This window comes from Streptomyces sp. NPDC041796 (genome assembly GCF_055590785.1).
The window spans coordinates 178,084-199,318 of sequence record NZ_JBVJAH010000004.1 but is presented as its reverse complement, the minus strand read 5'-3'; the positions used below and the strand labels follow the sequence as shown (position 1 = coordinate 199,318).

Here is a 21,235-nt window from a genome sequence, read left to right as displayed (position 1 = left end):
GGCTCACGCGGTGAGGATGGAGACATGGGATTCCATGTCGATTCCGAGACCGGGCGGCTCCGCCGCGTCATCCTGCACCGGCCCGATCTGGAGCTGAAGCGGTTGACACCCTCCAACAAGAACGCGCTGCTCTTCGACGACGTGCTGTGGGTGCGGCGGGCGCGGCAGGAGCACGACGGGTTCGCCGATGTGCTGCGTGACCGGGGCGTGGAGGTACACCTGGTCGGGGACCTGCTGAGCGAGGCGCTGGAGATCCCGGCCGCCAAGAAGCTGGTCCTGGACCGGGTCTTCGACGAGAAGGAGTACGGGCCGCTCGCCACCGACCACATAAGGGCGGTGTTCGACGCGATGGACACCGGCACGCTGGTCGAGGCGCTGATCGGCGGCATGACGAAACGTGACTTCCTGGCCGGTCACTCCGAGCCGACGTCCGTCCGCTTCCATGTGATGGACCTGGACGACTTCCTGGTGCCGCCGCTGCCGAACCACCTCTTCACCCGCGACACATCGGCGTGGATCTATGACGGTGTCTCCATCAACGCCATGCGCTGGCCCGCCCGGCAGCGCGAGACCGTCCACTTCGAGGCGATCTACAAGCACCATCCCCTGTTCACCGGCCCCGAGGCGGGCCCCTTCCACCACTGGTCGGAGGGGCAGGACGACTACCCGTCCACCATCGAGGGCGGCGACGTCCTGGTCATCGGCAACGGCGCGGTACTCATCGGGATGAGCGAGCGCACCACTCCGCAGGCGGTCGAGATGCTGGCGCGCGGACTGTTCGCGGCTGGTTCCGCCCGGACGATCGTGGCGCTGGACATGCCGAAGAGCCGGGCGTTCATGCACCTGGACACGGTCATGACGATGGTGTCGCACGACACGTTCACCCAGTACGCCGGGCTCGGCATGCTCCGCTCGTACACCATCGAGCCGGGTGACGGGCACCGCGCGCTGAAGGTCACCGACCACCCGCCCCAGCACATGCACAGCGCCATCGCCGCGGCGCTGGACCTGCCCGCGATCCGGGTGCTGACCGCGACGCAGGACGTGCACGCGGCCGAGCGCGAGCAGTGGGACGACGGGTGCAACGTCCTGGCGGTGGAGCCCGGGGTGGTCGTCGCGTACGAGCGCAATGTCACCACCAACACCCATCTGCGCAAGGAGGGCATCGAGGTGATCGAGATCCCGGGGAGCGAACTGGGCCGGGGGAGGGGCGGACCTCGGTGTATGAGTTGTCCGGTGGAGCGGGACGCCGACCCCGGGTAGGCCGGCGCGACCGCCGGGTGACTGTATATAAATGTGGAGTGTCGTATAGACTTCCATGGTCCTCGTATGCGAAACCCAGGAGCGCCCATGGCCACCGACCTCACCGGCCGCCACTTCCTCAAGGAGCTGGACTTCACCGCAGAGGAGTTCCGCGGCCTCCTGAATCTGGCCGCGGAACTCAAGGCGGCCAAGAAGGCGGGCGCCGAGGTCCAGCGGCTGCGTGGCAAGAACATCGCGCTGATCTTCGAGAAGTCGTCGACCCGTACCCGGTGTGCGTTCGAGGTCGCCGCGGCCGACCAGGGGGCGTCCACCACCTACATCGACCCCAGTGGATCCCACATCGGCAAGAAGGAGTCAGCCAAGGACACCGCCCGCGTCCTCGGCCGGATGTTCGACGCGATCGAGTTCCGGGGCGACGCCCAGGCCGTCGTCGAGGAGCTCGCCGCCCACGCGGGCGTTCCCGTCTACAACGGCCTCACCGACGCCTGGCACCCCACCCAGATGCTCGCCGACGTGCTCACGATGACGGAGCACACCGACAAGCCGCTGGAGAGCGTCACGTTCGCCTACCTCGGCGACGGCCGCTACAACATGGGCAACTCCTACCTGATCACCGGCGCGCTGCTGGGCATGGACGTGCGGATCGTGGCGCCCAAGGCGTACTGGCCCGCCGACGACATCGTCACCCGCGCCCATGAGCTGGCCGGGACCAGTGGCGCCCGTGTCACGCTCACCGAGGACATCGCCGAGGGGGTGCAGGGCGCCGACTTCGTCGCCACCGACGTCTGGGTGTCCATGGGCGAGCCCCAGGAGGTCTGGGACGAGCGCATCACCGCCCTCGCTCCGTACGCCGTGACCATGGACGTGCTGCGGGCCACCGGCAACCCGCGGGTCAAATTCCTGCACTGCCTGCCGGCCTTCCACGACCTCGGGACGGCCGTCGGCCGGGAGATCCACGAGCGTCACGGGCTGACCGAGCTGGAGGTCACCGACGAGGTCTTCGAGTCCGCGCACTCGGTGGTCTTCGACGAGGCCGAGAACCGGATGCACACCATCAAGGCGGTCATGGTGGCCACGCTCGCGGACGCGGCGGCATAGCGATACGCCTAATTCGGTGAATATGCGGTGTGGCGGTTAATATCGGGACACATGGTGGGGTTCGGGCTCGCACGCTCGAACCCCACTTCGCTTGTGCTCCACGCCTTGGCCCAGAGAAGAGAACCACCCCATGCGTCCCAGCGGACCGCCGCGCATCAAAAGCCCCGCCCGACTGATCGCCGAATCCGGTGCGGACCTCGAGGGCCATGGCCTCAAGCGCACCATGGGCCTCTTCCAGCTCGTGTGCTTCGGAGTCGGAGCCATCGTCGGCACCGGCATCTTCGTCGGGCTGTCCGACAGCGTCGCCGAGGCCGGCCCGGCGGTCGTCGTCTCCTTCGTCCTCGCGGCGATCACCTGCATCTTCACGGCCTTCTCCTTCGCCGAGCTGGGCAGCGCGATCCCCGTCTCCGGCAGCTCCTACTCCTTCGCCTACGCCACCCTCGGCGAGCGCATCGCCTTCCTCGTCGGCTGGTGTCTGCTGCTGGAGTACGGCGTGTCCGTCTCGGCCGTCGCGGTCGGCTGGGGTCAGTACCTCAACGAGCTGCTCGACAGCCTCGTCGGCTGGCAGCTGCCCGCCGCGCTCTCCAGCCCGCCCGGCGACGGCGGCGTCGTGAACATCCCGGCCGTCGTCGTCATCGGCCTCGCCGCGCTCCTCCTGGTCCGCGGCATCCGCGAGAGCGCCCGCGCGACCGCCGTCATGGCCGTGGTGAAGATCGCCATCCTGGTCCTGTTCTGCGCGATCGCCCTCCGCGCCTTCGAGGGCGGCAACCTCGCCCCGTTCGCCACGCACGGCGCGGCCGGGGTCACCTCGGGCGCCTCGGTGGCGTTCTTCTCGTACATCGGCTTCGACGCGATCACCACCGCCGGCGAGGAGGTCAAGAACCCGCGCAAGAACGTCCCGCTGGCGATCATGATCTGCATCGGGCTCGTCACGCTGCTGTACTGCCTCGTCGCCGTGGCCGCCATCGGCGCGCTCTCCGCCGACGAGGTCGCCGGCCAGCCGGCCGCGCTCTCGCTGATCGTCGACCGGGTGACCGAGTCCGGTGTCGGTGGCGGTGTCATCGCCTTCGGCGCGGTCGTCGCCATCGCGTCCGTCGTCCTCGCGGTGATGTACGGCCAGACCCGCATCCTGATGTCGATGTCCCGCGACGGGCTCATCCCGCACGTCTTCGAGAAGGTCTCCCCGAAGACGGCCACGCCCGTCGCCAACACCTGGATCGTCGCCCTCGTCTTCGCCGTCCCGGCCGCCGTCGTCCCGCTCGACGTGGTGCTGAACCTCACCACCATCGGCACCCTCGCCATCATGGTCGCCGTCAACATCGCGGTCATCGCGCTGCGCCGCCGCTACCCGGACACCGACAGCGGCTTCCGGGTGCCGCTCTACCCGCTCAGCCCGCTCCTGGGTGTCGCCATGTGCGTCTACCTGATCTGGGGGACGGGGTGGACGACGTGGGTGCAGTTCGCCGTCTTCCTGGTCGTGGGTGCGCTGGTGTACGCGCTCTACGGGCGCCGCAACTCGCGGCTCGCCGCAGCCGACGGGCCGGTCACGGGGTCTGCAGCCCCGGGAGCGTGAACCACACGGCCTTGCCCCGGTCGGTGCGCCGGTGCCCGCAGGCCGCGCTCAGCGTACGGATCAGCAGCAGGCCCCGCCCGTGTTCCTGCCACGGATCGGGCGGGGTGTCGTGCTCCGGCGCGAGGTCGCCGGGCGGCTCCGGGTCCCGGTCGTGCACCTCGACCTGGCAGCCGTTCGGCAGCAGTCGCACCACGAGCTCGATGGGGCCCTTGCCCGCGGTGTGCTCCACGGCGTTCGCCACCAGCTCGGCCGTCAGCAGCTCGGCCGTGTCCCGGTACGCCGACGCGTCCAGATCCGCGAGTGCCGTCCGTATCAAGGCGCGGGCTATGGGCACCGCGGCCGTGGTGTGCGGCAGCGCGACGCGCCAGGACGAGGGGTCGGAAGGTTCGAGCAAGGCGGGGGTCCGTTCGGTGAAGCCGGTTCCATTCGGACGCAGGGAGGGGCGGGACGGGGGCGAGGAGGGGGCGGCGTCACCGGCGTGAACGGCGGCGGACGGCCGGAGGGGGAGCGGACGGGCGGGGCGGGGATATGGGGGCAGAGGGTACAGCGGAGACAGCGGCGGAGTGCAGGGGGGAGACCGGTGGGACACAGGAGACCCGCGAGGTCTGCCCTCAACCTTACGTAGGGCAGTCGGCCGCACCAGAGGCCCCCGCCCACCCATCGGGAGACCTGTGCCACAGCTGGAACAGGACCTGCGTCGGTTACGGACAGCTGTTACAAGGTCACCGCTCAGCGTATCGCGCCTACGTGACGGAAGTCACGTACAAGTGATAGCTTCGAGGGGCAGGCATCTGCGCAGGCAGACCGAGGGAGGCCGCACCTCATGAGCCCGTTCTCCAGCTCCGCGCCCCGCACCGAGGAATGGCGGCACGTGCGACTCGCCGTCGACGACGGCGTCGCCACCGTCACCCTCGCCCGCCCGGCCAAGATCAACGCGCTCACCTTCGGCGCCTACGCCGATCTGCGCGACCTCCTCGCCGAGCTGGCCCGGGAACGCGCCGTCCGCGCCCTGGTCCTCGCGGGCGAGGGGCGGGGCTTCTGCTCCGGCGGCGACGTCGACGACATCATCGGCGCCACCCTCGCCATGGACACGGCCCAGCTCCTCGACTTCAACCGGATGACCGGCCAGGTCGTCCGGGCGCTGCGCGAGGCGCCCTTCCCCGTGATCGCCGCCCTCCACGGGGTCGCCGCCGGGGCCGGCGCCGTCCTCGCGCTGGCCGCCGACTTCAGGGTCGCCGACCCCTCCGCCCGCTTCGCGTTCCTCTTCACCAAGGTCGGCCTCTCCGGCGGCGACATGGGCGCCGCCTACCTCCTGCCGCGTGTTGTGGGCCTCGGACACGCCACCCGGCTGCTGATGCTCGGCGAACCCGTCCGCGCCCCCGAGGCCGAGCGCATCGGTTTGATCAGCGAGCTGACCGAGGAGGGCGCCGCCGACACCCGCGCCGCCGAACTCGCCCGTCACCTCGCCGACGGCCCGGCCCTCGCGTACGCGCAGACGAAGGCGCTGCTGACGGCGGAGCTGGACATGCCGCTCGCCGCCTCCGTCGAGCTGGACGCCGCCACCCAGGCCCTCCTCATGAACGGCGAGGACTACGCCGAGTTCCACGCCGCCTTCACCGAGAAGCGGCCGCCCAAGTGGCAGGGGCGGTGACCGGCCATGGGTGCTCCGCGTGCGCTCCGCGTAGCGGTCGTCGGCGGCGGGCCCGGCGGGCTGTACGCCGCCGCCCTGCTCAAGCGGCTCGACCCCGCCCGTGACATCACCGTCTGGGAGCGCAACGCCCCCGACGACACCTTCGGCTTCGGCGTCGTCCTGTCCGACGAGACCCTCGGCGGCATCGAGCACGCCGACCCCGCCGTGTACGCAGCCCTCCAGGCGGAGTTCGTCCGCTGGGACGACATCGACATCGTCCACCGGGGCCGCGTCCTGACCTCCGGCGGGCACGGCTTCGCCGCCCTCGGCCGCCGCCGCCTCCTGGAGATCCTCCACGAGCGCTGCGCCGACCTCGGCGTACGGCTCCGCTTCCGCACCGAGGCCCCGCCCGCCGCCGAACTGGCCGCCTCGTACGACCTGGTCGTCGCCGCCGACGGCGTGCACAGCCGGACCCGCGAGGCGCACGCCGACGTGTTCGCACCCCACCTCACCACCCACCGCTGCCGCTACATCTGGCTGGCCGCCGACTTCGCCTTCGACGCCTTCCGCTTCGAGATCGCCGAGACCGAACACGGCGTGATGCAGCTCCACGGCTACCCCTTCGCGGCGGACGCCTCCACCGTGATCGTCGAGATGCGGGAGGAGGTCTGGCGAGCGGCCGGTTTCGACGAGCTCGACGAGGCGGAGTCCGTCGCCCGCTGCGCCAAGATCTTCTCGGACGCGCTCCAGGGCAGGCCGCTCGCCTCCAACCATTCGCAGTGGACCGCGTTCCGGACCGTGGTGACCGACCGCTGGTCGCACGGCACCGTCGTGCTCCTCGGCGATGCCGCCCACACCGCGCACTTCTCCATCGGCTCCGGCACCAAACTCGCCGTCGAGGACGCCCTGGCGCTCGCCGCGTGCGTCGAGGAACACCCCGATCTCCACCGGGCCCTCGCCGCGTACGAGGCCGAACGCCGCCCCGTCGTCGAGTCCACCCAGCGCGCGGCCGCCGCCAGCCTCCGCTGGTTCGAGGACCTCGCGGACCACCTCGACCAGCCGCCCCGCCAGTTCGCGTTCAACCTGCTCACCCGCAGCCGCCGCGTCACCCACGACAACCTGCGGCTGCGCGACGCCCGCTTCACCGACGCCGTGGAACGGGACTTCGGCTGCCCGCCCGGCACCCCGCCGATGTTCACCCCGTTCCGGCTGCGCGGCCTGACCCTGCGCAACCGGGTCGTCGTCTCACCCATGGACATGTACTCGGCCGTCGACGGCGTCCCCGGCGACTTCCACCTCGTCCACCTCGGCGCCCGCGCGCTCGGTGGCGCCGGGCTCGTCATGACCGAGATGGTCTGCGTCAGCCCCGAGGGCCGCATCACCCCCGGTTGCGCCGGACTGTGGACCCCCGGCCAGGCCGCCGCCTGGCGCCGGGTCACCGACTTCGTCCACCACCAGTCGCCGGGCACCGCCATCGGCGTCCAGCTCGGCCACTCCGGCCGCAAGGGCTCCACCAAACTCATGTGGGAGGGCATCGACCAGCCCCTCGACTCCGGCAACTGGCCCCTGGTCGCCGCCTCCCCCCTCCCGTACCGCCCCGGTGTCAACCAGGTCCCGCACGAACTGCACCGGGCGGCGCTCACCGACATAAGGGAACAGTTCGCGGCCGCCGCCCGCCGCGCCGCCCGCGCGGGATTCGACCTGCTCGAACTGCACTGCGCCCACGGCTACCTGCTGTCCGGGTTCCTCTCCCCGCTCACCAACCGCCGCACCGACGCCTACGGCGGCTCCCTCGCCGGACGGCTCCGCTTCCCTCTGGAGGTCTTCGACGCGGTACGGGCCGCCTGGCCGGGCGAGCGGCCCATGACCGTGCGCATCTCGGCCACCGACTGGGCACCCGGCGGGACCACCGCCGAGGAGGCCGTCGAGATCGCCCGGGCCTTCGCCGAGCACGGCGCCGACGCGATCGACGTCTCCACCGGCCAGGTCGTGCCCGACGAGCGCCCCGAGTACGGCCGCTCGTACCAGACCCCGTACGCCGACAAGATCCGTAACACCCTGAAGGTGCCCGTCATCGCGGTCGGCGCGATCTCCTCCTGGGACGACGTCAACTCGCTCCTGCTGGCCGGCCGTGCCGACCTGTGCGCCTTGGCCCGCCCCCACCTCTACGACCCGCACTGGACCCTGCACGCCGCCGCCGACCAGGGCTACGAAGGCCCCGCCGCCCCCTGGCCCGCCCCGTACCGCGCGGGCAGCCGGAAACCCCCCACGGGCCGCACCGACGCCCCCAAGCCGCGCCTCAGCCTGACGACGACGCCCCGCCCCTGACGAACTCCTCGCCCTTGTCCCGCAGCAGCCCGTGCAGGCCGCCGAAGACCGCCGCCGCACGGCCGCCCGGCCAGCCCGCAGGGAGGAGCGCGGCCGGAAGGCCGGGGTCGGCGTACGGGAGGCGGCGCCAGGAGTCCAGGGCGAGCAGGTAGTCCCGGTACGCCTCCTCCGGGGACGGCTCACGGGTCGACCAGGCGCGCAGGCCCGGCTCGTGGAGGTCGAGGAACTCCTCGTACAGTTTGGCGATCGCCGCCAGGTCCCACCACCGGCCCACCGCCTCGGCGGTCGCCGCGAAGCCGAGGTGCTCGCCGCGGAAAAGGTCGACGTACGGGTCGAGTTGGAGCCGCTGGAGGGTGTGCCGGGTCTCCTCGTACAGCGCGGCGGGGGCGATCCACACGCCCGGGGCCGCCGTCCCGAAGCCCAGGCGGCCCAGCCGTGACCGCAGCAGGTGCCGCTTGTGCCGCTCGACCTCGGGCACCGAGAAGACGGCGAGGACCCAGCCGTCGTCCTCGTGCGGCTCGCCCGCCGCGTAGATCCGGCGGTCGCCGTCGTCCAGGAGCTGCCGGGCGTCCTCCGAGAGGGCGTATCCGGCCGCCCCGTCCGGGGTGCGGCGCGGCTCCAGCAGCCCACGGCGCTTGAGCCGCGAGACGGAGGAGCGTACGGACGGCGCGTCCACGCCCAGCACCGCCAGCAGCCGGATGAGCTCGGCCACCGGCAGCGGGGCGTTGTCGGGCGTCCGCCCGTACGCGCCGTACAGGGAGACGATCAGTGAACGGGGAGTGTGCTGCTCGGCCACGTGATCACTTTACGGGCGTGTCCCGTCCTCGTCCTGGGCTCGCAGCCGGAACCGTTGCAGCTTCCCGGTGGCCGTACGGGGGAGCGCGTCGAGGAACACGATCCGGCGCGGGCACTTGTACGGGACGAGGCGGCCCTTGACGAAGGCGCGCAGCGCCTCGGCGGTGGTCTCGTCGCGGGGCAGGCCGTCGCGCAGCACCGCGTACGCGACGACGATCCGGCCGCGCAGCTCGTCCGGATGGCCGACCACGGCCGCTTCCACCACGTCGGGGTGGGCGAGCAGGGCCTCCTCGACCTGGGGGCCGGCGATGTTGTACCCGGCCGAGATGATCATGTCGTCGGCGCGGGCGACGTAGCGCAGGTAGCCGTCCGGGTCGCGGACGTAGGTGTCGCCCGTGATGTTCCAGCCGTGCCGGACGTATTCGCGCTGGCGCGGATCGGCCAGATAGCGGCAGCCCACGGGGCCGCGTACGGCCAGGAGCCCCTCCTGTCCGTCCGGGACGGGCTCCCCGGCATCGTCCACCACGCGCGCGTGCCACCCGGGGACCGGCACCCCTGTGGTGCCGGGGCGGGCGGCTTCGTCGGCCGCCGAGACGAAGATGTGCAGCAGCTCGGTCGCCCCGATGCCGTTGATCAGGCGCAGTCCGGTCCGCTCGTACCAGGCCTGCCAGGTGCGGGCGGGCAGGTTCTCGCCGGCCGACACGCAGCGGCGCAGCGAGGAGGTGTCGTGCCCGTCGAGATCGTCGAGCATCACGCGGTACGCGGTCGGCGCGGTGAACAGCACCGTCACCCGGTGCTCGGCGACGGCCGGGAGGAGCTGCTTGGGTCCGGCCTGCTCCAGCAGCAGGGCGGAGGCGCCCGCCCGCATCGGGAAGATCACCAGTCCGCCCAGTCCGAAGGTGAACCCCAGCGGGGGACTGCCCGCGAACAGGTCGTCCGGCTCGGGCCGCAGTACGTGCGCGGAGAACGTGTCGGCGACGGCCAGCACATCGCGGTGGAAGTGCATGCACCCCTTGGGCCGTCCGGTGGTGCCGGACGTGAACGCGATCAGTGCGACGTCGTCGGCCGCCGTGTCGACCGCCTCGTACGCCTCGGGGTGCCGGTCCGCGAGGCGCAGCAGGTCGTCGGGGGCGTCACCGCCGTACGCCGTGATCCGCAGCCCCGGCACCTCCGCCTTGACCAGGTCGTCCACCGCGCGGACGTCGCACAGGGCGTGGGACACCCCGGCCATGTCGCACATGACGGCCAGCTCTCCCGCGCGTGCCTGCGCCAGGACGGTGACGGCGACCGCGCCCGCCTTCATCACCGCCAGCCAGCAGGCCGCCAGCCAGGGCGTGGTGGGCCCGCGCAGCAGCACCCGGTTGCCGGGCACCACCCCTAGGTCGCCGGTGAGCGCGTGCGCGATCCGGTCGACGCGGCCGCGCAGCTCGCCGTACGTCCAGACCCGGCCCGCGCCGTCCCGGAAGACCGGGCGGCCCGCGCCGAACCGTTCCGCCGTGCGGTCGAGCAGTTCCGTCCCGCAGTTGAGCCGGTCGGGGTAGCGCAGCTCCGGGAGGTCGAAAACCAGCTCCGGCCACTGCTCGCGCGGCGGAAGGTGGTCCCGGGCGAAGGTGTCACGATGAGCCGAAGGCGTGAGCTCCATGGTTCGCCCCCTTGTCGTGGTGGGAACGCTCATCGAGCGTATCGTTCATGTGACGACAGTCAACGGCCCGCGATAGATGTCTTTTGAGGGGGCATGAATGCCCGTATTCTCACTCGATCCGGCCCAAACCGCCTGGTGTGCCGAGCTGCGCGCCCTGGGTGCCGAACGCCTCCGGCCGCTCGCCGAGAAGGGCGAGCCGGGGCACGTCAACCGCCCCCTCGTCGCCGCGCTCGGCGAACTGGGCCTGCTGGAGCGCCTCTTCGGGGCCGGTGCCCTGGATCTGTGCCTGATGCGCGAATCCCTCGCCCAGGTGTGTACGGAGGCGGAGACCGCGCTCGCCCTCCAGGGCCTCGGCGCCCACCCGGTCGCCGTGTCCGGCACGCCCGAACAGCGGGCCCGGTGGCTGCCGGAGGTGACGGCGGGCCGCGCGGTCGCCGCGTTCGCGCTCAGTGAGCCCGGCGCGGGGTCGGACGCGGCGGCGCTCGCGCTGGAGGCGGTGCCGGAGGGTGGTGGCTGGCGGCTGAGCGGCGAGAAGCGCTGGATCTCCAACGCCCCCGAAGCCGACTTCTTCACCGTCTTCGCCCGCACGACGCCGGGCGCCGGGGCGCGGGGCGTCACCGCCTTCCTCGTGCCCGCCGACCGCCCCGGCCTCACCGGCAGCCCGCTCGACATGCTGTCCCCGCACCCGATCGGCGCACTCCACTTCGACGCCGTGCCGGTCACCCGCGCCGACGTCCTCGGTGAGCTGGACGGAGGCTTCCGCGTCGCCATGACCACGCTGAACCTCTTCCGGCCCAGCGTCGGTGCCTTCGCGGTGGGCATGGCCCAGGCCGCACTGGACGCGACGCTCGCCCACACGGCGCAACGGGTCGCCTTCGGCGGCGTACTGAAGGACCTTCAGGCCGTCTCCCACCAGGTCGCCGAGATGGCCACCCGCACCGAGGCCGCCCGCCTGCTGGTCTACGCGGCGGCGGCGGCGTACGACGCGGGCGCCACGGACGTCCCCAAGCGAGCCGCGATGGCGAAGCTGCTGGCCACCGAGACCGCGCAGTACGTCGTCGACGCCGCCGTCCAGCTCCACGGCGCCCGGGCCCTGCAACGCGGCCACCTGCTGGAGCACCTGTACCGGGAGGTGCGCGCGCCGCGCATCTACGAGGGCGCCACCGAGGTCCAGCGGGCCGTCATCGCGAAGGAGCTGTACACCTCATGAGCCTCGAGCGCCTCAACCCCGCCGAACTCTCCCCGCCCACCGGCTTCTCGCACGCCGTCACCGCCACCGGCTCGCGCCTGGTCTTCCTCGCGGGCCAGACCGCCCTCGACTCCCACGGCAGGGTGGTGGGGGAGACCCTGCCGGAACAGTTCGAGACGGCACTCGGCAACCTCCTGACCGCCCTCAAGGCGGCGGGCGGCACCCCCGCCGACCTCGCCCGCGTCACGGTCTACACCACCGACGTCGCCGCCTACCGGTCGCACGCCACCGAACTGGGCCGAGCCTGGCGCCGGCTGGCGGGTCGCGACTACCCCGCGATGGCCGTCATCGGCACGGTCCGCCTCTGGGACGAGCAGGCGCTGGTGGAGCTGGACGGGACAGCTGTCCTGGACTGAGGACCGCGCCGGGCCCGTGGGACCCGCCCCCCCCCGCGCACTCGGGAGCGGAAGCCCCGTCGGCCCCGGGGCCTCCCAACGGGCCTTCTCGGCGCCGCACTTGAGCCGGGGGGTGAGTGAACCGGTGGGCGCACAAGGGTTGTGCAGTGCAATGTCACATTACTATGTTGCACGTCACACGGCAGTGGCATGCACCCATCAAGGTGCTCGGCCCGGCCGTCCGCACCGCTGAACGGACCACTCCCCACCTCCCACAGGAGCCGCAGGTGTCCCAGCGATCCATGCGCACTTCCCTGCGCAGTCCCGTACAAAGAGCCCTCGCCGCGGCCGTCGTCACCGTGACGCTGCTCGGCGCGGCGGGGCAGCTCGCGCCCACCGCCCAGGCGTACGCACCGCAGCCGCGCCTCGCCGCCCCGGGCGGCGACCACCCCCACGACGAGGTCGAACGCCTCGCCACCGCGCCCGAAGCCGGCCCGAAACCCGCCCCCGCCCCCGGCGGACGGGCGGCCGGCTCGCGGGTCCCGGGCCCGCAGACACCGGCGTACGCGGCGGCCACCGCCGTCCCGTGCGCACTCGACGACGTCACGCGCCTCGCGCCCGAGCGGTTCGCCGACTTCCTCGCCGACCCCGCCGTCACCGCCGACGGCTGTCTGCGCGACCTCATCTGGACCTGGGACGCGCGCCTCGCCCCGGTCATGTCCGACGCGCACGTCCAGGCCGTCTCCCACCGCGTTTCCGCCCTCGCCGCCGCCCACGACGGCAAGAACGGCAGCCACCTGCTGGAGATGCTCACCTACCTGCACGCGGTGGCGTACCACGACTTCTCACGCGGCGAGATCGACGTCACCGACCCGCCCACCACCGAGGCCATGCGCCGCGCCATCCACGCCTTCGGCACGGCACGACGCTCCTTCGACGCGACCCGCACCAACGCCGAGTCCCTGCGCGAAGCGCTCTACGCGGGCAGTGCCAAGGGGCTGCGCCACTCCCAACTGGACCTGATACGCAAGGTGCTGGCCACCATGGACCGGTACCACACCACCACCCACAAGGACCCCGCCTGGGGCGGCGCCGCCCTCGCCGCGCTGTCCGTCAACTACCTGGGCGTCTACCCGGGCAACAAGGACACCGCCTTCCATACGCTCGTCGCCCGTAACACCGCGTACCGCGATGCCTTCCGGAAGTTCTCCACGTACACCCACCTCAAGGGCACACCCAACGAGTGGGTCGTGCGCGACGCCCTCGCCGAGTACGGCCGCTTCGGACAGATCGCGCCCCTGACGTCCACGATCGTGCCGGACCTCGGGGCGCTCCTCGCCCCCGTCGTCCGTGACTTCGGCCGCGGCAGCGCCCCCTGGGCACGGCTCGCGTCCTGGCTCAACTTCTACGAGGCGTGCAAGCCGTACGCCGTCTGCAAGGACGACATCGAGCGGGAGATCTTCCCCCGGACGTACCGCTACGACAACGCGGCCATCAAGGTCCGCACCGGCCTGCCCCGTACCACCGTCGACCAGCTCTACTACGCGAGCAAGCAGGTCAAGGCGCAGTTCCACCGCGTACTGGGCACGCAGCAGCCGCTCGCCGGGGACACCAACACCAGCCTGAACATCGTCCTGTACGCCTCCCGCGCGGACTACGAGAACTACCACCCGCTCCTGACCGGCATGGACACCGACAACGGCGGCATCTACATCGAGCGCGGCGCGACCTTCTACACGTACCAGCGGCGTGTCCCGCAGGACTCCTCGCTCACGCTGGAAGAGCTGTTCCGGCACGAGTACACGCACTACCTCAACGGCCGCTTCGCCGTGCCCGGCTACTTCGGCGAGGGCCCCTGGTACCAGGGTGACCGCACCACGGCCATGGACGAGGGGACGGCCGAGTTCTTCGACGGGGCGACCCGCGACGACGGCGTCGCCGTCCGCAAGTCCCTGGTCAAGAGCATCATCACCGACACCGCGAACGGCCGCCCCCGGATGAGCGTGGACCAGTTGCTGCACGCCACCTACGACGGCGACGGCTTCCGGTTCTACGCCTACGCGGGCACCTTCTTCACCTACCTGTGGGCCGAACGCCCCGGCCTGCTGCGGGAGATGTACCGGCACCTGCGCGCCGACGACCCGGCCGCCTTCGACGCCTGGCGCGACCGGCTGGGCCGGGACGCCGCCATCCAGCGGGCGTACGACGCCTTCCTGGACGCGCAGATCGCCAAGGTCGACGAGCTGTTCATGCCGGACACCACGTACACCCCCAACGACCGGCTGCGCGACACCACCGCCGAGGCCGTGCGCTCCTCCTTCGCGGCGGCGACGGGCGCGGCCCCGGTCTGCACGGACAACGGGGACCCGGGTATGCGGCGGTTCCTGTGCACCGGCAGGGTCACCGCCCGCCTTGCGGACGCCGGCAGCGCCGACCGCGTCTTCCAGGACATGTCCGAGACCGTCGACCGGTTCCTGCTCGACCGGACCACCACCACTTCCACCAACCTCGCCGACATGACCTGCACGTTCGGTGAGGTGGAGATCTGGTCGGACCGGCGGGCGGGCACGTCGGACTACCTGTGCGAAGGGCCCCTGCGGAGCTGAACGCGCCCCGGCCGGACGGGATTTGCTCCGGACGGCGGTCTGTACAGCGGCAGTAACATGTGAAATATTACTGCCGTGCCCACGAGACACGTGAGTCATCTGCCGGACGCCGTGATCGTCGGAGCCGGAGTGGTCGGAGCGGCGTGCGCGTACTACGCGAGCCGTGCCGGCCTCACCGTCACCGTCGTCGACCGCGGTCCCGTCGCGGCCGGCACCACAGGTGCCGGAGAAGGCAACCTGCTCGTCTCCGACAAAGAGGCGGGCCCCGAGCTCGACCTCGCGCTGCTGTCCACCCGACTGTGGCGCGAACTGGCCGAAGCGCTCCCACCGGAGACCGAGTACGAGCGCAAGGGCGGCCTCGTCGTCGCACCCGACGAGGCCGCCCTCACCGCACTGCGCGCCTTCGCCGAAGGACAGGCGAAGGCGGGCGTCGAGGCGTACGAGATCCCCGGCGACGGCCTCCACGACCTCGAACCGCACCTCGCGCCCGGCCTCGCCGGCGCCTTCCACTACCCCGAGGACGCCCAGGTCCAGCCCGCCATGGCCGCCGCGCAACTCCTGCGCGCCTCCCGCGCGGACGTCCGGCTCGGCGCCGAGGTCACGGCCGTCCTCACCGACCGGTCCGGCGCCGTCCGAGGCGTACGCACCACCCACGGCGATCTCCACGCTCCCGCCGTCGTCAACGCCACCGGCACCTGGAGCGGAGCGCTCGCCGAACTGGCCGGCGTCCACCTGCCCGTCCTGCCCCGGCGCGGCTTCGTCCTCGTCACCGAACCGCTGCCGCCACGCCTGGTGCGCCACAAGGTGTACGCGGCGGACTACATCGCCGACGTCGCCAGCGGCTCGGCGGACCTCCAGTCCTCCGCCGTCGTCGAGGGCACGCCCGCCGGGACGGTCCTCATTGGCGCCACGCGTGAGCGCGTCGGCTTCGACCGGACGCTGTCCACCGAGGCGCTGCGACGGCTCGCGGCTCAGGCGATCGCCCTCTTCCCGGTGCTCGCCGGCGTACGGGCCATCCGTACGTACCACGGCTTCCGCCCCTACCTGCCCGACCACCTCCCGGCCATCGGCCCCGACCCGCGCGTGCCGGGCCTGTACCACGCGTGCGGTCACGAAGGCGCGGGCATCGGCCTCGCCCCCGCCACCGGGCTGCTCGTGGCCGACGTCCTGCGCGGGGCCCAACCGCCCCTGGACATGGGGCCGTTCCGCCCCGACCGCTTCGAAGCCGGTCCCGACGCCCATCCCGACGCCCATCGCGACGCCCGTTGCGACGCCCGTTGCGACGACACGGAAGGAGCCGCCCCGTGAGGAGCCGCACGCCTCGCCCGACACCCGAGCCGTTCACCCTCACCTTCGACGGCCGGCCCATCACCGCACTGCCGGGCCAGTCCCTCGCGGCCGCCCTGTGGTCGGCGGGCATCCTCGCCTGGCGCACCACCCGGCACGGCGGAGCCCCGCGCGGCGCGTTCTGCGGGATCGGTACCTGCTACGACTGCCTCGCCACCGTCAACGGCCGCCCCAACCAGCGCGCCTGCCTCCTGCCCGCCCGCCCCGGTGACACCGTCACCACCCAGGAGGGCACCGGCCATGACCGCTGACCTCGCCGTCGTCGGCGCCGGACCCGCCGGACTCGCCGCCGCCGCGACCGCCGCCGGACTCGGGCTGACCGTCACGCTGCTGGACGCGGCGGAAAGACCCGGCGGCCAGATCCACCGCCACCCCGCGCCAGGACTCGGCACCGCCCCGCGCGCGGTCCAACGCTTCGCCCGCCGGCTGAACGGCGTCACCCACCTGCCCGGCCACCACGTCTGGACCGTCGTCCGCGACGGCGACACCTGGCTGCTGCACGCCGTCGCGGGGCCCGACGAGGCCCCCGCCGCCGTCCGCGCCCGCGCCGTGCTTCTCGCCACCGGCGCGTACGAACGCCAGCTTCCCTTTCCCGGCTGGACCCTGCCCGGTGTCGTCGGGGCGGGCGGCGCCCAGGCGATGCTCAAGGGCGGGCTCGCCCTGCCCGGCACAGGGGCATCCCCCGCCCGGGCGAAGCCGGGAACGCGGTTGAGGATCGTCGTCGCTGGCAGCGGGCCCCTGCTCCTCGCCGTCGCCACCACCCTCGCCGCCGCCGGAGCCCGGGTGCCCGCGCTGGTCGAGGCCGCCGACTACACCGCGTACGCCCGCCACACCACCGCCCTCGTGCGCAATCCGGCCAAGCTCGCCCAGGGCGCCCTGCACGGCGGTGCCCTCCTCCGCCACGGCACCCGCCTCCTCACCCGTCACGCGGTCACCGCCGCCCACGGCACCGCCCGGCTCGAAGCCGTGACCCTCTCCCGGCTCGACGCCCACTGGCGCCCCGTCCCGGGCACCGGGCGCCGTGTCCCCTGCGACGCCCTCGCGGTCGGCCACGGCCTCGTTCCGCAACTGGAACTCGCCACCGGACTCGGCTGCGTCACCCGCCGCACCCCCGACGGCACCCCCGCACTGGCCGTCGACACCGAGCAGCGCACCTCGGTACCCGGCATCTGGGCGGCCGGCGAGACCTGCGGCATCGGTGGCGCCGAACTCGCCCGGGTGGAGGGCGAGATCGCCGCCCTCTCCATCGCGGGGCGCCGCCCACCCGGAGCCACCGCCCGCCGCCGCGCCCGCCTGCGCGCCTTCGCCGACGCGATGGCCGCCGCGCACCGGCCCGGCCCGGGCTGGACCGACTGGCTGGACGGCGCCACCGAGGTGTGCCGCTGCGAGGAGGTCACCGCCGACCGCGTCCGCGAAGCCGTCACCGACCTGGGCGCCCGGGACGCCCGTACCGTCAAGCTGCTCACCCGCGCCGGAATGGGCTGGTGCCAGGGCCGCATGTGCGGACCGGCCGTCGCCCGCCTCGCCGGGGAGGAACCGGCGCCCGACCGGCGCCCGCTCTCCTGCCCCGTACCGCTCAGCCAGCTGGCACAACCACCAGGAGCCGAACGATGAACCAGCGTCCCCACCCCTGGCACGGCGTCATGGTCGCCACCGCCCTGCCCCTGCGCGACGACCTGACCGTCGACTACGACGCCTACGCCCGACACGTCGCCCGGCTCATCGCCCAGGGCTGCGACGGAGTCGTCCCCAACGGCTCGCTCGGCGAGTACCAGACCCTGACCGACGACGAGCGCGCCAGGGTCGTCCGCGTCGCCGTCGAGGCGGCGGGCGACGGGTCCCGGGTGATGGCCGGCGTCGCCGCGTACGGCAGCGCCGAGGCCCGCCGGTGGGCCGAACAGGCCGCGGAGGCGGGCTGCGGGTCCGTCCTGCTGCTGCCGCCCAACGCGTACCGCGCCGACGCCGCCGCCGTCCGCGCCCACTACGCCGAGGCGGCCCGCGCGGGCCTGCCGGTCGTCGCGTACAACAACCCCTACGACACCAAGGTCGACCTCGGCCCCGAGCTCCTGGCCCAGCTCCACGCCGACGGCAGCATCGTCGCCGTGAAGGAATTCAGCGGCGATGTCCGCCGCGCGTACGAGATCGCCGAACTGGCTCCGGAACTGGACCTGTTGATCGGCGCCGACGACGTGCTGCTGGAGCTCGCCCTGGCCGGCGCCGTCGGCTGGATCGCCGGCTACCCCAACGCCCTGCCCGCCGCCTCCGTCGCCCTGTACCACGCCGCCACCGCCCACGACCTGGACACCGCCCTGCCCCTCTACCGGGCCCTGCACCCGCTGCTGCGGTGGGACTCCAAGCCCGAGTTCGTGCAGGCGATCAAACTGTCCATGGACATCGCGGGGTTCCACGGCGGGCCGTGCCGCCCGCCCCGTACGCCCCTCACCGACGCACAGACCGCCGTCGTCCGCGCCTCCACCGAGAAGGCGCTCGCGGAAGGACTCGCCTAGCCATGCGGACCCGCCGCGTCCTCCACGCCGTCGACTCGCACACCGAAGGGATGCCGACCCGCGTTGTCACCGGCGGGATCGGCACCGTCCCCGGCGCCACCATGGCCGAGCGGCGGACGTACTTCGCCGAGCACCTCGACCACGTACGCACCCTGCTGATGTACGAGCCGCGCGGCCACGCCGCCATGAGCGGCGCGATCCTGCAGCCGCCGACCCGGCCCGACGCCGATTACGGCGTCCTGTTCATCGAGGTCTCGGGGCTGTTGCCGATGTGCGGTCACGGCACCATCGGCGTGGCGACCGTCCTCGTCGAGACCGGCATGGTGCCCGTCACCGAGCCGGTCACCACCGTCCGCCTCGACACCCCCGCGGGGCTGGTCTCCGTGGACGTCCGGGTGGAGGACGGTGCCGCGACGTCCGTCACCCTCACCAATGTCCCCGCCTTCTGTGTGGCCCTCGACCGCACGGTGAAGGTGCCCGGACACGGCGAGGTCGCCTATGACCTCGCCTACGGCGGGAACTTCTACGCCTTCGTCGAACTGGACGCCCTCGGGCTGCCCTTCGACCGAGCCCGCAAGGACGACCTCCTCGCCGCCGGGCTCGCCGTCATGGACGCCGTCAACGCCACCGACCGCCCCGTTCACCCCGAAGACCCGTCCATCGGCGGTGTCAAGCACGTCTACCTCGCCGCGCCCGGCTCCGACGCCACCCACTCTCGGCACGCCATGGCCATCCACCCGGGCTGGTTCGACCGCTCCCCGTGCGGCACCGGGACCTCCGCCCGGATGGCCCAGCTCCACGCGCGCGGTGACCTGCCGGTCGGACGCGACTTCGTCAACGAGTCGTTCATCGGTACCCGGTTCACGGGGCGGCTCACCGGCGAGACGTCGGTCGGCGGCCTGCCCGCCGTCGTACCGGCCATCACCGGCCGCGCCTGGATCACCGGCACCGCACAATACTTCCTGGACCCGGACGACCCCTTCCCCGCGGGCTTCCTGCTCTGATCCCCTACGATCCACGACGACCCCGGGAGGCAGCGCCATGGCAGGCCGGCACCTGAAGAACCTCATCACCAGCCAGGAACGCCTGCGCGACCAGGTGGCGCACGCCCTGCGCGCCGCCCTGATCGCCGGAGAGCTGCAACCCGGCACGGTCTACTCCGCACCGACCCTCGCCGCCGACTTCGGCATCTCCGCCACACCCGTGCGTGAGGCGATGCTCGACCTGGCGGGCGAGGGCCTGGTCGAGCCCGTACGCAACAAGGGCTTCCGGATCACCGAGGTCAGCGAGCGCGACCTCGACCAGTACACCGAACTGCGCGCGCTGATCGAGGTCCCCACCATCGGGGCCATCACCGCGTCGGCCGACCCCCGGCGGCTGGAGAAGCTCAGGCCGGTCGCCGAGGAGATCGTGACCAGCGCCCGCGAACACGACCTCATCGGCTATCTCGACGCCGACCGCCGTTTCCACCTCTCCCTGCTGTCCCTGTGCGGCAACGACCGCCTGGTCGAGACGGTCGGCGACCTTCGCAAGCGCGCTCGCCTGTACGGCCTGACGGCCCTCGCCGAGCGGGGCCTGCTCGTCGCCTCCGCACAGGAGCACCACGAACTGCTGGACGCCATGCTCGCCGGTGACGCACCGGCGGCGGAGGCGATCATGGCGCGGCACCTGGGGCACGTGCGCTCGCTGTGGGCCGAGTCCGCCGACGCGGACCCGGAGGCGGATGCCGCCGGCGAGCCCGCCACCCGAGGCGTCAGCCGTACGCCCGCACGCTGATGCCCTCGGACCCGACGCTCCCGGTGTGCGGTCCACGTGGCGGACAGGCGAGCGGCACGTCGACTCCACGGCTCATATGCCGCCGCCGAACCGAATTTTGTACTGGGCCTTGCCGTTCGGGAATTCGTCCAGCGTTCCACTGCCCCAGTCGAGGTTGAAATACGCCTGGTACTTCGAATCCCGGACCAGCTCGGCCATCCGGTCGATGAAGTAGGGCGAGTCGCCTCCGCCCGCGTAAGCGTCGCCCTTCCGGTAAAGGCCCCACTCCGGGTAGGACTTCGGCTTGTTGTGCCGGGTGGCGAAGGCCTTGAACTCATTCACACCCATGGAGGTGGTGAGGGTGTGGTTCCACCGCTGCGCCGGCGTGGCACCCGGGTGCTGCCACCAGACGTCGTAGATGTTCAGGCCCACGATGTCGACGTAAGCGTCGCCGGGGTACAACGTCTCGAATGACGTGACCTTGCCGGAAGGGCCGACAGCCATGTTGTAGTCGAACTGAAAGGCCGCCCCGGCGCGGGCGCGCATCAGGGTGACCACCCGGCGGAACATCGCCCGGTAGGCCGCCGGGTCGTCAGTGCCCTGCCACGACCCGATGATCTTGTTGTTCCCCTCGTATCCGAGGCGGACGACGGAGCTGCCCAAGCCGTTCTTGATCATCAGGTCGGCAAGCTCGCGGAACTGGTTGTCGTACTTGCCGCCCAGTCCCTCGGCGAAGTTGCCGCCCTTGGGCAGCAGTGGCAGCCCGAGCACGAATTGCCTGCCGGCTCCGGCCTTCTTCCAGTCACCCCAGTACTTGGTGGCGTACTGATTCCACAGGGTGTTCTCGGAAGGGTCCAGGTAATCGGTCGCGTCCACCTGCGACCGGCCCGTCCACGTCTGGAAGTCGTTCACCGATGCGGTTTTCCCGGGGCCGACGTAGACACCCAGTCGGGACGAGGTGACGGCACCCTCGGACGGTAGGGCCATGGACGCGATGATAATTGCTGTGGTGGCCAGCACCGTCGCCAGTTTTCGTTTCATTCTCACCCTCTTGACCGGCCCGGTGCAGGGCCACGATTCCGGCACCGCGGCCGCACGGGAGGCCGG

General features: G+C 72.2%; 18 protein-coding genes. 14 read left to right on the top strand and 4 right to left on the bottom strand.

The window, feature by feature from the left end:
- Positions 1-24 precede the first annotated feature (24 nt).
- The 3 genes from ACZ6C1_RS09475 to ACZ6C1_RS09465 all read left to right on the top strand — a co-directional run bounded on the left by ACZ6C1_RS09475 (position 25) and on the right by ACZ6C1_RS09465 (position 3,934).
- Positions 25-1,263, top strand: coding sequence for an arginine deiminase (locus tag ACZ6C1_RS09475; RefSeq protein WP_469239401.1), 1,239 nt, complete (start codon positions 25-27; stop codon positions 1,261-1,263).
- 87 nt (positions 1,264-1,350) lie between these two features.
- A complete protein-coding gene (gene argF, locus ACZ6C1_RS09470) occupies positions 1,351-2,361 on the top strand; it encodes an ornithine carbamoyltransferase (RefSeq protein ID WP_469239399.1) in 1,011 nt (336 codons plus the stop codon).
- 130 nt (positions 2,362-2,491) lie between these two features.
- Positions 2,492-3,934 (top strand): amino acid permease, encoded by a 1,443-nt coding sequence (locus ACZ6C1_RS09465; RefSeq protein ID WP_469239396.1) that lies wholly within the window; start codon positions 2,492-2,494, stop codon positions 3,932-3,934.
- Here the strand turns inward: ACZ6C1_RS09465 and ACZ6C1_RS09460 are convergent.
- Positions 3,906-4,328: an ATP-binding protein gene (locus tag ACZ6C1_RS09460; RefSeq protein WP_469239394.1), complete on the bottom strand. Its 423-nt coding sequence runs from the start codon at positions 4,326-4,328 to the stop codon at positions 3,906-3,908. The two genes, ACZ6C1_RS09465 and ACZ6C1_RS09460, sit on opposite strands and share 29 nt — an antisense overlap.
- A 429-nt stretch (positions 4,329-4,757) precedes the next feature.
- Between ACZ6C1_RS09460 and ACZ6C1_RS09455 the strand changes: the two genes are divergently transcribed.
- Together ACZ6C1_RS09455 and ACZ6C1_RS09450 are read left to right on the top strand one after the other, a co-directional pair.
- Positions 4,758-5,585 (top strand): enoyl-CoA hydratase family protein, encoded by an 828-nt coding sequence (locus ACZ6C1_RS09455; RefSeq protein ID WP_469239392.1) that lies wholly within the window; start codon positions 4,758-4,760, stop codon positions 5,583-5,585.
- 6 nt (positions 5,586-5,591) lie between these two features.
- Positions 5,592-7,892 (top strand): bifunctional salicylyl-CoA 5-hydroxylase/oxidoreductase, encoded by a 2,301-nt coding sequence (locus ACZ6C1_RS09450; RefSeq protein WP_469239390.1) that lies wholly within the window; start codon positions 5,592-5,594, stop codon positions 7,890-7,892.
- Here ACZ6C1_RS09450 and ACZ6C1_RS09445 read toward each other — a convergent pair.
- Together ACZ6C1_RS09445 and ACZ6C1_RS09440 are read right to left on the bottom strand one after the other, a co-directional pair.
- A complete protein-coding gene (locus ACZ6C1_RS09445; protein WP_469239388.1) occupies positions 7,864-8,688 on the bottom strand; it encodes a PaaX family transcriptional regulator in 825 nt (274 codons plus the stop codon). The two genes, ACZ6C1_RS09450 and ACZ6C1_RS09445, sit on opposite strands and share 29 nt — an antisense overlap.
- 9 nt (positions 8,689-8,697) lie before the next feature.
- Entirely contained in the window at positions 8,698-10,329 is a 1,632-nt protein-coding gene (locus ACZ6C1_RS09440) for an AMP-binding protein (RefSeq protein ID WP_469239387.1), read from the bottom strand.
- 97 nt (positions 10,330-10,426) lie between these two features.
- On the opposite strand from ACZ6C1_RS09440, the gene ACZ6C1_RS09435 reads away from it, so the two are divergent.
- The 9 genes from ACZ6C1_RS09435 to ACZ6C1_RS09395 all read left to right on the top strand — a co-directional run bounded on the left by ACZ6C1_RS09435 (position 10,427) and on the right by ACZ6C1_RS09395 (position 20,149).
- The gene (locus ACZ6C1_RS09435) at positions 10,427-11,539 is read left to right on the top strand and encodes an acyl-CoA dehydrogenase family protein (protein ID WP_469239385.1); all 1,113 of its coding nucleotides are present in this window, start codon (positions 10,427-10,429) and stop codon (positions 11,537-11,539) included.
- Positions 11,536-11,934, top strand: coding sequence for a RidA family protein (locus ACZ6C1_RS09430; protein ID WP_469239383.1), 399 nt, complete (start codon positions 11,536-11,538; stop codon positions 11,932-11,934). Before ACZ6C1_RS09435 ends, ACZ6C1_RS09430 begins: the two co-directional genes overlap by 4 nt.
- A 281-nt stretch (positions 11,935-12,215) precedes the next feature.
- Positions 12,216-14,519 carry a collagenase gene (locus tag ACZ6C1_RS09425; RefSeq protein WP_469239864.1) on the top strand — a complete coding sequence of 768 codons (2,304 nt, stop codon included), beginning with the start codon at positions 12,216-12,218 and terminating at the stop codon, positions 14,517-14,519.
- A 75-nt stretch (positions 14,520-14,594) separates the two neighbouring features.
- Entirely contained in the window at positions 14,595-15,827 is a 1,233-nt protein-coding gene (locus ACZ6C1_RS09420) for an NAD(P)/FAD-dependent oxidoreductase (RefSeq protein WP_469239381.1), read from the top strand.
- Positions 15,824-16,117 carry a (2Fe-2S)-binding protein gene (locus ACZ6C1_RS09415; protein WP_469239380.1) on the top strand — a complete coding sequence of 98 codons (294 nt, stop codon included), beginning with the start codon at positions 15,824-15,826 and terminating at the stop codon, positions 16,115-16,117. Before ACZ6C1_RS09420 ends, ACZ6C1_RS09415 begins: the two co-directional genes overlap by 4 nt.
- Positions 16,107-17,480, top strand: coding sequence for an FAD/NAD(P)-dependent oxidoreductase (locus ACZ6C1_RS09410; protein WP_469239378.1), 1,374 nt, complete (start codon positions 16,107-16,109; stop codon positions 17,478-17,480). Before ACZ6C1_RS09415 ends, ACZ6C1_RS09410 begins: the two co-directional genes overlap by 11 nt.
- Complete coding sequence (locus ACZ6C1_RS09405) at positions 17,477-18,373, top strand: dihydrodipicolinate synthase family protein (protein WP_469239376.1); 897 nt, start codon at positions 17,477-17,479, stop codon at positions 18,371-18,373. Before ACZ6C1_RS09410 ends, ACZ6C1_RS09405 begins: the two co-directional genes overlap by 4 nt.
- Positions 18,374-18,375: 2 nt before the next feature.
- Positions 18,376-19,377, top strand: coding sequence for a proline racemase family protein (locus ACZ6C1_RS09400; RefSeq protein WP_469239374.1), 1,002 nt, complete (start codon positions 18,376-18,378; stop codon positions 19,375-19,377).
- 37 nt (positions 19,378-19,414) lie between these two features.
- Positions 19,415-20,149, top strand: coding sequence for a GntR family transcriptional regulator (locus ACZ6C1_RS09395; RefSeq protein WP_469239372.1), 735 nt, complete (start codon positions 19,415-19,417; stop codon positions 20,147-20,149).
- A gap of 72 nt (positions 20,150-20,221) precedes the next feature.
- Here ACZ6C1_RS09395 and ACZ6C1_RS09390 read toward each other — a convergent pair whose 3' ends face one another.
- Entirely contained in the window at positions 20,222-21,169 is a 948-nt protein-coding gene (locus ACZ6C1_RS09390; RefSeq protein WP_469239370.1) for a glycosyl hydrolase, read from the bottom strand.
- Positions 21,170-21,235: the final 66 nt, after the last annotated feature.